Origin of the sequence: Arthrobacter ruber, from assembly GCF_002954225.1 — a bacterium.
Taxonomy (GTDB): Bacteria; Actinomycetota; Actinomycetes; order Actinomycetales; family Micrococcaceae; genus Arthrobacter_D; species Arthrobacter_D ruber.
In genome coordinates this window covers 25,609-39,627 of sequence record NZ_PPTH01000011.1, presented here as the reverse complement: position 1 = coordinate 39,627, position 14,019 = coordinate 25,609, and the positions used below count along the sequence as shown (strand labels likewise).

Here is a 14,019-nt window from a genome sequence, read left to right as displayed (position 1 = left end):
CTCCCTGTGATGTCGTCGTGGCTGTCCAGCCACACCCCGAGCGTCAACCCGGCCCCGGGGGCAGGGTCAAGAGACGCCGGGTCACTGGCCCGTCGTGCCGTCGAGCAGTTCCCGGAGGATGTCGAGGTGGCCGCAGTGCCGCGCTGTCTCCTCGATCATGTGGACGACGACCCAGCGGACGTTGTGCTCTTTGGACGTCCCGCGGCACTGGTCGTCGAGTCCATGCCTTGACAGCACCTCCCGCGACTGAGCACAAGCGGCCTCGTAGTCGCGCAGGAGGTCCTCCAGGCCGTCCTCGGCGGTGACTCCGAACTCCCACGCCCGGTCCCGTCGGGACCGCGCCCACGGTCCGTCCACGTCGCCGTCGATGTCATCGTGGAACCAGGTGCGTTCCACCCGGGCGAGGTGGCGGACGATCCCGGAGACCGAGGTGGGGGAGGGAACCAGGTGGCGGGCGCCGTCGATGTCGCTCAGCCCCCTGGCCTTGAGGACGACCGTTGCCCGCAGGTGGTCGAGGAAGCCGGTGAGCGTGCCCTCCTCGTCGGCGGCCGGAGGAGGGGATGTGCGTGGGTCGGTCGTCATGCCACCACAGTAGCGACGCGTCCGCCCTCAGAGATCGAGGGCGTAGGTCCGGCCGCGGCCGAGCAGGGTGAACCCGCGCCGTGAGAGGAACCGGTAGCCCTCGGGTGTGGCGTTCACCGCGAGATCCACCGCCCCGGCCGCGCCCGCCGCCCGTGCCGTGGTGCTCAGCAGGGCCGTCGCCAGGCCCCGGCGCTGGTAGGCGGGCAGGACCTCGAGGTGGTGGATGCCGCCGAGTCCGGTAAGGCCTGCGACGCCGGACGGCCGGAAGGAGTACGCAGCACCCGAGATGTTGCCGCCGTCGGTGTCCCGTGTCACCGCGTGCCATGCCTGCCGCGGCTGCGTCCGGACCACCCGCAACTCCTCCGCCAGGGGGCCCGAGTAGTCGGGCACCTCGGTGGTGAGGACGGCGTCGTCGTCGCCCGACCGCACGACGGCGGACACCGGAGCCGCCATCCACCACGGCTGCCAGCCCGGCGCGAATCCGAGCGCTCCGAGCTCGGCGGGGTCCACTGCGCCGTTGAGCCAGACCCGGGCGGATGTGGCACCGAGCCGGCTGCCCTCGGCCAGTGCCGGCCGCACCGCGTAGGCCGTGACGCTCTCGGGGAACATCATCATCAGCTCCCGACGCGCGGGCAGCCACACCCAGGTGCAGCCATGCGTGGAGAAGGTCTTCCCGCCGGTGGCCGAGGCGAGTGCGGCGAACCAGGAGGCCTGGAGGCGCTGGCACTGGGCGATCGTCACCATGCGTCGACCCCGCCAGGGATCCCCGTCACGCCAGGCCGCGGCGTACCAGCAGCGGATGGAGGTCGGCGTCGCGTCCACGGAATCGGCGGAAGGCCTCCAGCGGGTCGATGCTGTTACCCCGGGAGAGCAGCTCTCGCCGGAAGTGGTCGCCGTTCTCGCGCGTGAGTCCGCCCGAGGACTTGAACCACTCGACGGTATCGGCGTCCAGCATCTCGCTCCAGATGTAGGCGTAGTAGGAGGCCGCGTAGCCGCCCGCGAAGATGTGCTTGAAGTAGGAGGTGCGGTACCGCGGCGGGACGGGGGCGAAATCGACCCCTGCGTCGGCGAGCGCCGCGGCCTCGAAGGCCAGCGGGTCCTCGATCACGGTGCCGGAGGGGATGGAGTGCCAGGCGAGATCGAGCAGCGTGGCGCCGAGGTATGCCGTCGTCTCGAAGCCCTCGCCCCACGCGCCTGCCGCATGGATGCGGTCGATGACGTCCTGGGGGAGCGCCTCGCCGGTCTCGTGGTGGCGGGCGTAGTTGGCGACGATCTCGGGCCAGAGGATCCACATCTCGTTGACCTGCGACGGGTACTCGACGAAGTCGCGCGGCACGGACGTGCCGGCGAACAGCGGATAGGTGACGTCCGAGAAGAGTCCGTGCAGGGCGTGGCCGAACTCGTGGAAGGTGGTGACCACCTGGTCGTAGGACAGCAGCGTCGGTTCACCTGCTCCCGGCCTGGAGATGTTCAGGTTGTTGATGACGACGGCGTGCGTGCCCTCGAGCGAGGACTGGTCCACGAAGGAGTTCATCCACGCGCCGCCGCTCTTCGTGTCGCGGGTGTAGAAGTCGCCGAGGAACAGGCCGAGTCCGGAGCCGTCCTCGTTGAAGACCTCCCACACGCGGACGTCGGGGTGGTAGCCCACGAGGTCCGGACGTTCCGTGAAGGTCAGGCCGTAGAGGCGGTTGGCGGCGTAGAAGACGCCGTCGTGGAGGACGCGTTCGAGCTCGAAGTAGGGGCGCAGGGCGTCCAGGTCGACGTCGAACTTCGCCTTCCGGACCTTCGACGCGTAGAAGGCCCAGTCCCAGGGCTCGATGGCGTGCCCCGCCTCGGCCTCTAGCTCCTCCGCCTCCCTGCGGGCGTTGCGGACGGCCGGAGCGGCGAGCTCCCGCATCCGGTCCAGGATCGCCTCGAGTGAGGGCGCTGTCTGGCTGTCGGTCGCGGCGGCGGCATGCGAGTCGAAGCCGAGCAGCGCAGCGCGCTCGGCACGGAGGGTCACCATGCGGGTGGTGATCGAGAGCGTGTCGGCGTCGTTGCCGCGTGCACCGCGGCTCACCGATGCCTCGTGCAGGCGACGGCGGACGTCCCGGTTCGTGAGCGACTCCAGGGCGGGCTGCGCGGTGGGGAGGATGAGCGTCAGGAGGTACTTGCCCTCGTGGCCGGCGTCCGTGGCCGCTGTCGCTGCGGCCGAGATCGCATCGGCGGAGAGCCCGTCGAGTTCCTCGGCGGTCTGGAGCAGGAGCGCGGACTCGTTCGTGTCCTTCATGAGTTTCTGGGAGAACTCGGTGCTGAGCGCGGAGAGCTCCGCGTTGAGGCGGCGGAGCGTGGCCTGCGCGTCGTCGTCGAGCTCGGCGCCGGCCCGGACGAAGCTGCGGAGGTGTTCCTCGATGAGCCGCGCGGACTCGTCGTCGAGCCCGTCGACGGGTACCTGGCGGATCCGTTCGAACAGGGCCCGGTCGAGCCTGATGTTGTCCTCGTGCTCGGCGAGGCGCGGAGCGACCTGCTGCTCGAGCTCCTGGATGGCTGCGGTGGCGTGGCTGACCGAGTTGCTGAAGAAGACGCGTGCCACGCGGTCCAGCGTGCTGCCCGCACGTTCGAGGGCGACGACCGTGTTCTCGAAGGTAGGCGCCTCATCGGAGCCCGTGATCCTCCCGATCTCGGCGAGGTGCTCGGCGAAACCGGCGTCGAAGGCGGGCAGGTAGTGCTCGTCCCGGATGGCGGCGAACGGCGGCAGCTGGTAGTCGAGGGTGCTGTGTTCGAGAAAAGGGTTGCTCATGGGAACCAACTTTTGCACGTTGTTGCACTTCTCCGCATCACCCTTGACCCTGCGGGCACGGGCTCCCTACTGTCGGAATGCTTCGCTACCTGATGATCCGGGGGCCCGACAGGGGCATCGACGCGTGGCAGGGGTACCCGGCACCGACGCCGGTGTGCCGCGGAGCATGCCGGGCAGCGCTGCCCGGTCCCGAGAAGGAGCACCCATGTCAACGCGTTCCCGATTATCGATCCTGCTGTCCCTGTCCCTCGCCCTCACCGGAGTCGGCCTCTCGGCCGTCCCGGCCACGGCGTCTCCGCCCCGCACGACGCCGGGTGCCGCGGACGAGCGCGCGACCCCCATCCCCGCCGTCCAGGGTCCCCTCGCGACGACGGCCGAGTCCTATCCGTTCGGAGCGGCCAACCACCAGGAGGTCCCGCAGGATCTCGGGAGTCTCGGCTACGTGGAGGAGGAGTACCTGGTCAGCGGTGCCTCCAATGTCTACACCTGGCCCACCACCGGACCCGCGCAGATCCGCACCCCCGATGCGCCCTACACGACCCGCGTCCTCGTCCGGAAGCCGGCCAAGGGCAGGGACTTCAGCGGCAACGTGGTGGTGGAGATGCTGAACCCGAGCAACCTGTTCGACCTCAACATCGGCTGGGCCGTCGCCCAGGAGCAGATCGTGGCCAACGGTGACGCCTGGGTGGGCATCACCGCCAAGCCCATCGCCGTCGAGGCGCTCAAGAACTTCGACCCCGAGCGCTATGCGTCCCTCTCCTTCGCCAATCCGCTCCCGCTGAGCGATCCGGCCAACTGCGCCACGGTGGCGACCGACTCCTCGAGGTCCACCGAGAACGGGCTCATCTGGGACATCTACTCCCAGGTCGGGGCGTGGCTGAAGAGCGACGACGCGGCGAACCCGCTGCGTTACGGATCCCGGAGCACGCAGGTGGAATACGCGTACGGGTTCGGCTACTCCCAGACGGGCGGTTACCTGGTCAACTACATCAACGGCGTGCATCCGCTCGTGGTCGAGTCCGACGGCGCACCGATCTACGACGCGTACATCGTCGCCGTCGCCGGCGGTGGGTTCGCCGGGGCGTACCCCATGAACCAGTGCGAGCCTGCGCCCCCGGCCACGGACGTGCGACGCCAGTTCACGGACGTGGGCGTACCGATCATGCGGATCATGTCGCAGTCCGACTACCTGCTCGGCATCGGCTCCCGCCGGGCCGACAGCGACGCCCCCGGCGACCAGTACCGCCACTACGAGATGGCCGGGGCCGGGCACGCGACGCCCGACGAACTGACGTTCTCGGCGTCCTCCGCCGACATCATCGCGGCCGGGCGCAGCGTCCCGCCGGCATCGTGCAACGAGGGTCCACGCAGCAGGTTCCCGAGCTCCATCTTCTTCAACGCGGCGCTCCGCAATATGGACCTCTGGGTCCGCGAGGGTGTCGCACCGCCGCGCGCGGAGCCGATCCTCGTGCGCGACGGCGTTCCCGTGCTGGACGAGTTCGGCAATGTGCAGGGGGGCCTGCGCTCGCCGTTCCTCGATGTGCCGACGAGCACCTGGTACGGCGCGGCGACCGGGGCGTCGTTCTGCTTCATCGCCGGATACGAGCGGCCGCTGCCTCAGGACGTGATCAACGGCCTCTATCGCAACCACGGGGCCTATGTCCAAGCGGTCCGGGAGAGCGCGCGGACGCTGGAGCGCCAGGGCTTCCTCACCGACTACGACTCCCGCGAACTGCGGAAGGACGCGCTGAGGAGCGATATCCCCTGACAAGGGTGTCGGCCGTCGGACTCCGCCGTCGCCCTGGCCGATGACCCGGCGTGCAGGGAAGTGCGGGCATTCTGCTGCTCGGGCTTCCCTGCACGGCCGATCCCTGCCCCGCCGTCCGAGCTTGCACCCGCATGATGGCAACGGTGCCGCTTCAGTCGGGCAGGTAGGGCTTGTACGGATCGAGGGTCCCATCGACGACGGGGACGAGAAGCTCCACCTGGCCGGCTTCGGTCGTAGCGGTGAGCGTCGTGCGGGCGCCGGGTGCGTCCCCTGCTGTGCGCAGCAGGGTTGCGACGGTGTCCAGCGGGATGCTTCCCTCCGCCGGGATCGTGAGGGTCGTGGTCTCGTCGGCATCACTGATGCTCACATCCACTGCCTCGTCCCCGTTGTTCTCGAGCGTACCCAGGAGGCGGGCCGGTTCATTCTCCTCATGCGTGACCAGCAGGACACTGCGCAGGTCCACATCGCCCACGCTCTTGTCGTCTCCTACCGCGGTCGAATTCCAGTCCTCCTCACTGGTCGCACATCCGGTGATCATGCCCAGTCCCAGGAGGAGAAGCGCACCCTTCCGGGCGACTCGATATCCCTTGGGCGTCCGGGCGTCGTGCCTGGTTCCTGCGTATCCGGTCATCGCGGTTCCTCCTGCTGGTCGTGGTTTTCCGTCCTTCGACCGTAGGCAGGGCGGGAGCGGCAGGGGAACCTCCGATGCGTGACCGCAACGAGGCTCCCACGTCGCACTCAGGAGACATCCTGGGTTCTTCCAGCCCCGACATGAGCTGCCTGGTCCCGTCGATGACTCCACGATGTCTATGATCCTTGACTTTTGATGTCAATGATCCTTAACATCTCTCCATGGTTCCCAGGGAGACTGGCACGGTGAATCCGATCCGGGATCGCCGTAAGGAGCAGCGAATGACGCAGGCGGAGCTGGCGGACCTCGTGAGTGTGAGCCGCCAGACGATCATCGCCGTCGAGCAGGGCGACTATGCCCCCTCGGTCTATCTCGCCCTCCGCATCGCCCGCGCCCTGGGCGGGACCGTCGAGGAACTGTTCACCAACGATCCGGGAGAAAAACGATGACGCACAAGCCCACCCTGCTGGATCGGGTCGCGGAACGCATCATGGACCTGGACAGTCCGGCCTACGGGGATGAACGTGAGCGGGCCGTCTTCATGGAGTCGAGTTCCTTCGGGTTGACGACGGGACTCTATGCAGGTCTCGTCGGCGCCCTGGTCGCGTCCATCTTCGGGGCGGTGCTGCTGCCCGTGGTCCTGCTGGCGGTGACGATCCTGCCGTCCGCGGCTGCCACCTGGTACGCCAAGCGACGGGACGTCCATCCCCGGAAACTCGCCGAGAACGCCGGTGCCCGGTCCACCATGGTGGGCATCGTGGTCTTCGGCGCCGTGATGGCGCTGACCTTCGCGGCCATGACGTACACCGTCCTCACCGGTGCTCCGCTGGTTCCCGCACCCCGACTCGACGTCACTCCGGGCGAGGGGTTCCTCGGCGGGATGGCGCAGGGCGCCGTCGTGGGCGGCATCATCGGCGGACTCGCGGCGATCGTCGGAGGCATGCTCAGCTTCCGGCGTGCACGCCGTCATCGGGACGACGTCGGTCTCCGCCACCCGTGACCGGATCACGTCCCCGGGATCTCCGCACCGGCGCGGCACCGGCCACCGGGACGGATGCGGACGAGCAGTCCGGCTAGCCGCCTACGGTGAGGGTCACCGGCCCGGTGGCCATCGGTCCGCCACACGCCTCGGATCCGCCGACCCGCTCCACATCCTCCGCCGAGCCGTCCAGCCTGATGTCGATCCTGTTGATCCAGCCGATGGCGGGGCAGGCCTGCGCGACGAACGGCGAACATCCCCTCAGGATCGCCGCGAGCGCTGCAGTGACGGCAGTCACTGGGCGGGATCGGGTACCTGCAGCGGAACCGGGCATGCGCCGACTCTCCCACTCCGCGGCGCCGGGCCACAGGGAAGCCGGCCGACTGTTACGCGTCCCCAATCGTCCTGTCGCCGGCGGGAGTCACGATCGAGCGGCGCTCAGCCCTCGGTCGGGGGAGAGTAGAGCTGGAGGTCGTTGCCCTCGCTGTCCTTGAACGGCAGGATCCGGCCCCAGGGGTACTCGCTGATCTCGCCCCGGACGTCTGCACCTCCGCGGGACGAGATGCGCTCCAGTTCGTCCTCGATGGATCCTTCGGGCTGGAGACTGATGACGGCGCCGCCGCCCCGCCCACCGTGGGTATTCTCGCGGGCGTTCAGTCCGATGGTCAGCCCGCCGGCGTCGACCGTGGACCAGTCCTCCTGCTCCATCGTGACGTCCAGTCCGAGGGTGTCCCGGTAGAACGCGAGGGCCCTATCCATGTCCTCGACGGGTACCCAGACGGTTGCTACTCCCTTGGCCATGACGCTCCTTCCGCGGACCCGCATCGGGGTCCAGTGGGGTGCAGGCCCAGTCGGGCCCGTCCCCACGAACGCTACCGGCAGGGCTCGCCCGCAGGGCGCGGCGTCCACGCCCCTTGACGCGGAAGCCGGGGTGCTGTCCCTCGCAGGGCGCCCGCAAGGACACGGCGCCCCGGGCGGACCTACCGCGGCCTTGCTCCCGCGTGCTGCCGGGCGAGGTCTGCGAGCGAGTCGTCCACGCCGCCGTCGTCGAACGCACCGAACTTCCGTTCGGCCGCGGTGCGCAGCAGGAAGTCGGCGATCGCGGGGTTCTTCGGCAGCAGTGAACCGTGCAGGTAGCTCGCCACGATGTTGCGGTAGCGCGCCCCCTCGTGTTTGTCCTCGGCGTTGTTGCCCGCGCCCTTGACCACGGTCGCGAGGGGCTTCAGCCCTGCACCCAGAAAGGTCTGGCCGCTGTGGTTCTCGTAGCCGTGGATCTCGCCGAATTCCTCGCTGGTGGCCACGACGTTGCCGATCAGGCGTTCCGTCCCGCCCCGCGTCTCGAGGTCCAGCACACCGATGCCGGGGATCACCGTGCCGTCGTGCGTACGGAAGACCTTGCCGAAGAGCTGGTACAGCCCGCAGATCAGCAGCATGGGCGTGCCGTCCTCCGCCAGGGCGCGGAGCGTCGGGGCGATGGCCTGCAGGTCGTCCTGGATCACCACCTGCCCGCTGTCCTGGCCGCCGCCGCCGATGATGATGTCGACGTCGTCGGGGAACGCGTCGCCGGCATTGTGCTCGAGGATCTCCGCCCCGTAGCCGCGCCACGCGAGGCGTTGCTTGAGGACCAGGACGTTCCCGTAGTCGCCGTAGATGTTCATCTCGCGCGGGTACAGCTGCAGGATCCGCAGGCTGCCCTTCGAGGGATCGGCGGGTGCCTCCGTGAGGGCGCTGGCGGATGGTGCGTCGCTCATCAGGAGACAACCTCGACCTTCGTGATCTTGGAGAGCTCGCGGCGGACCGCGAGCATGGCCGTGTACGTACAGAAGATCCGCTTCGGGCGGCCCTCCGACCCCCGGACGAACTGCTTCAGCGCCTCCGTGATGTCGGGGTCGACGGCGCCGACCCGCACGTCGTCGTACTTGAGCCGCAGCGCCATGTCGTAGGCGCGTACGCCGCTGACCATCTCGACGCCGCCGAGGCCGAGCGAATCGAAGTCCACGTCCCACAGCCAGGACATGTCGCGCCCGTCCGCGTAGTTGTCGTTGATCGCGATCATGGTCGCGCAGCCTGCGGGGTCGAAGGACTTCAGGCCGAGGCGGAATCCACTGGGGTTCTTGACGAGCACCAGTTCGAGGGCCTGGCCGTCGACCACGAGGCTCTCCCCGCGCCCGAACGCGGGCTCCACCGCGGCGAGAGAGGAGAAGAGCCGGGCGTCGTCGGCAGTACCGCCGAGGACGGCGCGGGCGGCCGCGAGGGCGGCGGCGGCGTTGAAGATGTTGTAGACCCCGCGCAGGCGCAGCTCGGTGTGCGTCGTCGTGCCGTCCGCCGCGAAGGAGGCCGCGTTGCCGTCGACGGAACGGAGGACGACGTCGGCTGGCAGCGCCGACGCGGGGGCGATCCCCTCGGCGCCGCGCAGCTCGTCGTCGTTCGGGAACGTGCTCCGCAGCGAGGCGTCGAGGCCGAAGTAGACGACGTCTGCGGTCGTGATGGACGCGGCCAGGCCCGCGACGCGGGGGTCCTCCCGGTTCAGGACGACCGTCCCCGTGGTGGCGAGTGCGATGCGCTCGAGCAGGCGCGTGGTGGCGTCGATCTCGCCGAAGCGGTCGAGCTGGTCGCGGAGGACATTGAGGAGCAGGGAGTACCGCGGCGGCACGAGCTTCACGAAGTGCACGGCGTGCGCCTCGTCGAGCTCGAGGACGGCGACGTCGGCTTCGAGCCGCCCGCGCCAGTCGACCTCGCCCAGGAGGGCTGCCGCGACACCGCGCGTGAAGTTGCTGCCGGTGCGGTTCGTGAACACCGTCAGGCCCTGGCCCTCGAGCAGTTCCACCACCATCTTGGTGGTGGTGGTCTTGCCGTTCGTCCCGCTGACGACGACGACGCCGCGGGGGAGAGTGGACAGCGCGCGGCCCATGAAGCCGGGGTCGAGGCGCTCGACCACGAGGCCCGGGAATGCGGAGCCGCCGCCGCGCAGGCGGGAGGCGACGCGCACGGCCTTGCCCACGAGAACTGGAAGGGAATTCATGCCAACAAATTATCGCAGGCGCGTCGGGGTTCCCGGGACGCGGCGGCGAGGCGCTGCTCACGCGAGACCGTTCGACGCCGGCTCCGGCGCTGCCACGGCCTAGAATCGAGGCATGACCTCCCCGTCCTCGGCGCCGTTCCCCGTGCCCGGCGCCCTGTCCGTCGCCCTGTCCGACGCCGCTCCGACCGTCGCCCCGGAGGCCGCCGGATCCGCCGGTCGCACGCCCCGCACAGGCCGCGACGTCGTCGTCGGCGTACTCGCGGTGCAGGGCGACGTGCGGGAGCACATCGCGACCGTCGAGTCCCTCGGCGCGCGCGCCGTGCCCGTCCGGCGCGCCTCGGAGCTCGCAGCGATCGACGGTCTGATCCTCCCGGGCGGAGAATCGACCACGATGGACAAGCTGACGCGGACCTTCGGGCTGGCGGGGCCGCTGCGCGGCTTGATCGACGGGGGGCTGCCGGTCTACGGATCCTGCGCGGGCATGATCCTGCTCTCCGACGTGATCGCCGATCCCTCGACCGACCGGCACGGCAATCCGCAGCAGACGCTCGGCGGCCTCGACATCGTGGTGCGGCGCAACGCCTTCGGCCGCCAGCGCGAGTCCTTCGAGGCGGATCTCGCGTTCGCCGGCCTCGCAGCAACCGGCCCCGCTGCAGGAGATGATCCCGTGCGGGCCGTCTTCATCCGCGCGCCATGGGTGGAGAAGGTGGGGGCCGACGTCGAGGTGCTCGCGCAGGTGCCCGCCGCCGAGACGCCGCAGGCAGGCCCGTCCGATGCCGCACCGGGAGCCGACTTGGAGCCGGTCGCTAGAATTGTCGCAGTGCGTTCAGGGAACCTGCTGGCCACGAGTTTCCACCCGGAAGTGACGGGGGAGCGGCGGGTCCACGAACTCTTTATCCGGATGATCAGAGGAGAAGCGTAAGCATGTCGGGGCACTCCAAGTGGGCAACAACCAAGCACAAGAAGGCTGCGATCGACGCCAAGCGCGCGAAGTCCTTCGCGAAGCTGATCAAGAACATCGAGGTCGCGGCACGGGCCGGCGGCGCCGACGTCGCGGGTAACCCGGGACTCGAGCTGGCCGTCTCCAAGGCCAAGAAGACCTCCGTGCCCATCGACAACATCAACCGCGCCGTCAAGCGCGGCGCCGGCCTGCTCGGCGAGGCCGTGGACTACCAGACCATCATGTACGAGGCGCGGGGCCCCCAGGGTTCGGCCCTGCTGATCGAGTGCCTGACGGACAACAAGAACCGTGCCGCCTCGGAGGTGCGCCTCGGGATCTCCCGCAACGGCGGCACGATCGCCGATCCCGGCTCGGTGTCGTACCTGTTCGCCCGCAAGGGCGTCGTGACGCTCCCGAAGAACGGCCTCACCGAGGACGAACTGCTCATGTCCGTCCTCGACGCCGGCGCGGACGAGGTCAAGGAATCGTCGGACACGTTCGAGATCGTCTCCGAGCCGCAGGACCTCCGGGCCGTGGTCGCCGCGCTCGACGAGAGCAGCATCGAGTACGAGACCGACGACGTCGAGTTCGTGCCGTCCATGCAGGTGGACCTGGACGCCGAGGGCGCCCGGAAGTTCCTCAAGCTCGTGGACGCCCTCGAGGAGCTCGATGACGTCCAGAACGTCTACTCGAACGCGCACCTGCCGGACGAGGTCCTGGCCGAGCTCGAGAACGACGACTGACATCGCCCACCTCCCTACCCTCCACCCCGCCCGCCCGGTGACGCCGTGACCTACCGCGTGATGGGGGTGGACCCCGGCCTGACCCGCTGCGGGCTCGCCGTCGTCGACATCGAACCCAACCGGCGCTCCACGCTCGTCGCGGTGGGGGTGGTCGGTACGGAGGCGGGCCGGAGCCTCGACGAACGGCTCCTGGTGATCTCCGAGGCCGTGGACTCGTGGCTGGACCTGCACCAGCCGCAGGTCCTCGCCGTGGAACGCGTCTTCAGCCAGCTCAACGTCAGCACCGTCATGGGAACCGCCCAGGCCTCCGGCGTCGTGATCGTCTCCGCCGCGCGGCGTGGCATCCCGGTGGCCCTCCACACCCCCACCGAGGTGAAGGCCGCCGTCACCGGCAACGGACAGGCGGACAAGGTCGCCGTCACGAAGATGGTCACGAAGATCCTCCGGCTCGAGACGGCCCCGCGGCCGGCCGACGCCGCCGACGCCCTGGCCCTCGCGATCACGCACGCGTGGCGCAGGGGAGTGGCAGTGCAGGGCGCGGCGGCATCGGGGGGATCCGTCACCCCGGCGCAGCGCATCTGGGCCGAGGCCGAGGCGCGGGCGCGACGCCGCTGAGCGGGGCCCGTCGGCCGACGTCCTGACGCCCGGCGGTGCCGCTCCGTCGGACACCCGGCTGCCGCCTCGCGCTGCGCACCTGGCGGTGTGGCGACTCGATCCATCGGCGGATCACCGGTATCTTTGACGATTAGAACGTATGTTCGACGCCGGTGACCGCCCGGACGTCCCCGTCAGCACCTGCACTGGAGCCCTTCATGATCAGTTCCCTGCGCGGAACAGTGACCCACGTGGGCCTGCACTCCGCCGTCCTCGACGTCAACGGCTTCGGTATGCAGGTCCAGGCGACACCGCAGACCCTCGCGGCGCTGCGCGTCGGCGAGCAGGCCTCGATCGCCACCGCGATGATCGTCCGCGAGGACTCCATGACGCTCTTCGGCTTCGAGGACGCGGACCAGCGGGAGGTCTTCGAGACGCTCCTGGCCGTCAGCGGCGTCGGCCCCCGCCTGGCCCTCGCCGTCCTCGCCGTCCACACGCCGGAGGCCATCCGCATCGCGGCGTCGTCCGGCGATGACAAGGCCTTCAGCAAGGTGCCCGGCATCGGCCCGAAGGGTGCCCGCCGGATCGTGCTCGAGCTCGCCGGGAAGCTCGTCCCGCTCGAGTCGAAGCCCGGCGTTCCCGCGCAGACCTGGCAGGGGCAGGTCCTCACCGCCATGATGGGCCTCGGCTGGTCCGAGAAGGATGCCGGCGCCGCGATCGACGCCGCCGTCGCCGACGCGCCCGACGTGGCCGCGACGGGTGACGTCGGGCAGATCCTGAAGCTGACGCTGCGCCGGCTCGGTCAGGACGGCGCCCGCAGCTCGGCACGCACGAGGGTCGGCTCATGACGGACAAGCAACCCCAGGAGGCACCGCTCGTCGCGCCGGCCGCCGACCCCGAGGACCGCGCCATCGAGGCCGCCCTCCGGCCGAAGAACCTCGACGACTTCGTGGGACAGAAGAGGGTCCGGAGGCAGCTCTCGCTCGTCCTGGAGGCCTCGCGCCTCCGCGGCCGCAGCGCCGACCACGTCCTGCTCTCCGGGCCTCCCGGCCTCGGCAAGACCACCCTCGCCATGATCATCGCAGCCGAGATGAACGCTCCGCTGCGCATCTCCTCGGGACCAGCGATCCAGCACGCGGGCGACCTCGCCGCCATCCTCTCCTCCCTGACCGACGGCGAGGTGCTCTTCCTCGACGAGATCCACCGCATGTCCCGGCCGGCCGAGGAGATGCTCTACATGGCCATGGAGGACTTCCGTGTCGACATCATCGTCGGCAAGGGTCCCGGCGCCACGGCGATCCCGCTCGAGCTGCCGCCTTTCACCCTCGTGGGCGCGACCACCCGCGCCGGGCTGCTGCCCGGTCCCCTCCGTGACCGCTTCGGCTTCACCGGGCACCTCGAGTTCTACTCCACGGAGGAACTCGAACTGGTGCTCCGCCGCTCGGCGATGCTCATGGACATGAAGGTGAACTCCGCGGCGTTCGCCGAGATCGCGAGCCGGTCCCGGGGAACGCCGCGTATCGCCAACCGCCTGCTGCGCCGCGTCCGGGACTGGGCGCTCGTGCACGGAGTGGACCTCATCGATGCCCGCTCGGCGAGTGCTGCGCTTGACATGTACGAGGTGGACGCCCGCGGACTCGACCGCCTGGACCGTTCCGTGCTCACCGCGCTCATCACGAAGTTCAACGGCGGGCCGGTGGGACTCTCGACGCTGGCGATCGCCGTCGGCGAGGAGCCGGAGACCGTCGAGACCGTCGCCGAGCCCTATCTGGTCCGCGAGGGACTGCTCGGACGGACGCCGCGCGGCAGGATCGCGACGGCTGCCGCCTGGAAGCACCTCGGCCTCGAGATGCCCCAGAACGTCGCCGCGGCGATGCCGGAGGACCTGTTCTCGGTGGCGCCGGAACCGCTGCTCGACGCCGAATCAGGCCTTGACAGCTGGGCGCAGACCGACTCCTGACGCGCGGAACGTCCAGCATTC

General features: G+C 69.7%; 16 protein-coding genes. 8 read left to right on the top strand and 8 right to left on the bottom strand.

What is annotated here, in order from left to right; all coding sequences use genetic code 11:
• Positions 1-81: 81 nt before the first annotated feature.
• The 3 genes from CI785_RS02095 to CI785_RS02085 are packed head-to-tail and all read right to left on the bottom strand — an operon-like array spanning position 82 to position 3,361.
• Positions 82-582 carry a DinB family protein gene (locus CI785_RS02095; protein ID WP_105030449.1) on the bottom strand — a complete coding sequence of 167 codons (501 nt, stop codon included), beginning with the start codon at positions 580-582 and terminating at the stop codon, positions 82-84.
• Positions 583-609: 27 nt separating this feature from the next.
• Complete coding sequence (locus tag CI785_RS02090; protein WP_157940126.1) at positions 610-1,326, bottom strand: GNAT family N-acetyltransferase; 717 nt, start codon at positions 1,324-1,326, stop codon at positions 610-612.
• 25 nt (positions 1,327-1,351) lie between these two features.
• A complete protein-coding gene (locus CI785_RS02085; protein ID WP_105030447.1) occupies positions 1,352-3,361 on the bottom strand; it encodes a M3 family metallopeptidase in 2,010 nt (669 codons plus the stop codon).
• Between the two features lie 205 nt (positions 3,362-3,566).
• Between CI785_RS02085 and CI785_RS02080 the strand changes: the two genes are divergently transcribed.
• On the top strand, positions 3,567-5,129 hold the full coding sequence (locus tag CI785_RS02080) for an alpha/beta hydrolase domain-containing protein (RefSeq protein ID WP_105030446.1): 1,563 nt from the start codon (positions 3,567-3,569) through the stop codon (positions 5,127-5,129).
• A gap of 151 nt (positions 5,130-5,280) precedes the next feature.
• Here the strand turns inward: CI785_RS02080 and CI785_RS02075 are convergent, their stop codons facing one another.
• The gene (locus CI785_RS02075; protein WP_105030445.1) at positions 5,281-5,760 is read right to left on the bottom strand and encodes a hypothetical protein; all 480 of its coding nucleotides are present in this window, start codon (positions 5,758-5,760) and stop codon (positions 5,281-5,283) included.
• A 221-nt stretch (positions 5,761-5,981) separates the two neighbouring features.
• On the opposite strand from CI785_RS02075, the gene CI785_RS02070 reads away from it, so the two are divergent.
• A complete protein-coding gene (locus CI785_RS02070; RefSeq protein WP_105030444.1) occupies positions 5,982-6,209 on the top strand; it encodes a helix-turn-helix transcriptional regulator in 228 nt (75 codons plus the stop codon).
• Positions 6,206-6,760 (top strand): hypothetical protein, encoded by a 555-nt coding sequence (locus CI785_RS02065; protein ID WP_105030443.1) that lies wholly within the window; start codon positions 6,206-6,208, stop codon positions 6,758-6,760. Before CI785_RS02070 ends, CI785_RS02065 begins: the two co-directional genes overlap by 4 nt.
• Positions 6,761-6,833: 73 nt before the next feature.
• Here CI785_RS02065 and CI785_RS02060 read toward each other — a convergent pair whose 3' ends face one another.
• The 4 genes from CI785_RS02060 to CI785_RS02045 all read right to left on the bottom strand — a co-directional run bounded on the left by CI785_RS02060 (position 6,834) and on the right by CI785_RS02045 (position 9,761).
• Positions 6,834-7,073 (bottom strand): hypothetical protein, encoded by a 240-nt coding sequence (locus CI785_RS02060; protein ID WP_170068207.1) that lies wholly within the window; start codon positions 7,071-7,073, stop codon positions 6,834-6,836.
• Positions 7,074-7,177: 104 nt separating this feature from the next.
• Positions 7,178-7,540 (bottom strand): VOC family protein, encoded by a 363-nt coding sequence (locus CI785_RS02055; RefSeq protein ID WP_105030441.1) that lies wholly within the window; start codon positions 7,538-7,540, stop codon positions 7,178-7,180.
• 179 nt (positions 7,541-7,719) lie between these two features.
• Positions 7,720-8,490, bottom strand: coding sequence for a type 1 glutamine amidotransferase (locus tag CI785_RS02050; protein WP_105030440.1), 771 nt, complete (start codon positions 8,488-8,490; stop codon positions 7,720-7,722).
• The gene (locus CI785_RS02045) at positions 8,490-9,761 is read right to left on the bottom strand and encodes a Mur ligase family protein (RefSeq protein WP_105030439.1); all 1,272 of its coding nucleotides are present in this window, start codon (positions 9,759-9,761) and stop codon (positions 8,490-8,492) included. The genes CI785_RS02050 and CI785_RS02045 overlap by 1 nt, the downstream gene beginning before the upstream one ends.
• Before the next feature lie 112 nt (positions 9,762-9,873).
• Here CI785_RS02045 and pdxT point away from each other — a divergent pair, with 112 nt between their 5' ends.
• From pdxT to ruvB, 5 genes are all read left to right on the top strand, one after another.
• Positions 9,874-10,683, top strand: coding sequence for a pyridoxal 5'-phosphate synthase glutaminase subunit PdxT (gene pdxT, locus CI785_RS02040; RefSeq protein ID WP_105030438.1), 810 nt, complete (start codon positions 9,874-9,876; stop codon positions 10,681-10,683).
• A 2-nt stretch (positions 10,684-10,685) separates the two neighbouring features.
• Positions 10,686-11,444, top strand: coding sequence for a YebC/PmpR family DNA-binding transcriptional regulator (locus CI785_RS02035; protein ID WP_105030437.1), 759 nt, complete (start codon positions 10,686-10,688; stop codon positions 11,442-11,444).
• A gap of 45 nt (positions 11,445-11,489) precedes the next feature.
• Positions 11,490-12,059 (top strand): crossover junction endodeoxyribonuclease RuvC, encoded by a 570-nt coding sequence (gene ruvC, locus CI785_RS02030; RefSeq protein ID WP_105030436.1) that lies wholly within the window; start codon positions 11,490-11,492, stop codon positions 12,057-12,059.
• 197 nt (positions 12,060-12,256) lie between these two features.
• Positions 12,257-12,886 (top strand): Holliday junction branch migration protein RuvA, encoded by a 630-nt coding sequence (gene ruvA, locus CI785_RS02025; RefSeq protein ID WP_105030435.1) that lies wholly within the window; start codon positions 12,257-12,259, stop codon positions 12,884-12,886.
• Entirely contained in the window at positions 12,883-13,998 is a 1,116-nt protein-coding gene (ruvB, locus tag CI785_RS02020) for a Holliday junction branch migration DNA helicase RuvB (RefSeq protein WP_105030434.1), read from the top strand. Before ruvA ends, ruvB begins: the two co-directional genes overlap by 4 nt.
• Positions 13,999-14,019 lie beyond the last annotated feature (21 nt).

What these genes read in the sequence shown, in the direction of transcription:
- CI785_RS02095 (WP_105030449.1), bottom strand. Translation starts at nt 582, where the DNA reads ATGACGACCGACCCACGCACATCCCCTCCTCCGGCCGCCGACGAGGAG.
- CI785_RS02090 (WP_157940126.1), bottom strand. Translation starts at nt 1,326, where the DNA reads ATGGTGACGATCGCCCAGTGCCAGCGCCTCCAGGCCTCCTGGTTCGCC.
- CI785_RS02085 (WP_105030447.1), bottom strand. Translation starts at nt 3,361, where the DNA reads ATGAGCAACCCTTTTCTCGAACACAGCACCCTCGACTACCAGCTGCCG.
- CI785_RS02080 (WP_105030446.1), top strand. Translation starts at nt 3,567, where the DNA reads ATGTCAACGCGTTCCCGATTATCGATCCTGCTGTCCCTGTCCCTCGCC.
- CI785_RS02075 (WP_105030445.1), bottom strand. Translation starts at nt 5,760, where the DNA reads ATGACCGGATACGCAGGAACCAGGCACGACGCCCGGACGCCCAAGGGA.
- CI785_RS02070 (WP_105030444.1), top strand. Translation starts at nt 5,982, where the DNA reads ATGGTTCCCAGGGAGACTGGCACGGTGAATCCGATCCGGGATCGCCGT.
- CI785_RS02065 (WP_105030443.1), top strand. Translation starts at nt 6,206, where the DNA reads ATGACGCACAAGCCCACCCTGCTGGATCGGGTCGCGGAACGCATCATG.
- CI785_RS02060 (WP_170068207.1), bottom strand. Translation starts at nt 7,073, where the DNA reads ATGCCCGGTTCCGCTGCAGGTACCCGATCCCGCCCAGTGACTGCCGTC.
- CI785_RS02055 (WP_105030441.1), bottom strand. Translation starts at nt 7,540, where the DNA reads ATGGCCAAGGGAGTAGCAACCGTCTGGGTACCCGTCGAGGACATGGAT.
- CI785_RS02050 (WP_105030440.1), bottom strand. Translation starts at nt 8,490, where the DNA reads ATGAGCGACGCACCATCCGCCAGCGCCCTCACGGAGGCACCCGCCGAT.
- CI785_RS02045 (WP_105030439.1), bottom strand. Translation starts at nt 9,761, where the DNA reads ATGAATTCCCTTCCAGTTCTCGTGGGCAAGGCCGTGCGCGTCGCCTCC.
- pdxT (WP_105030438.1), top strand. Translation starts at nt 9,874, where the DNA reads ATGACCTCCCCGTCCTCGGCGCCGTTCCCCGTGCCCGGCGCCCTGTCC.
- CI785_RS02035 (WP_105030437.1), top strand. Translation starts at nt 10,686, where the DNA reads ATGTCGGGGCACTCCAAGTGGGCAACAACCAAGCACAAGAAGGCTGCG.
- ruvA (WP_105030435.1), top strand. Translation starts at nt 12,257, where the DNA reads ATGATCAGTTCCCTGCGCGGAACAGTGACCCACGTGGGCCTGCACTCC.
- ruvB (WP_105030434.1), top strand. Translation starts at nt 12,883, where the DNA reads ATGACGGACAAGCAACCCCAGGAGGCACCGCTCGTCGCGCCGGCCGCC.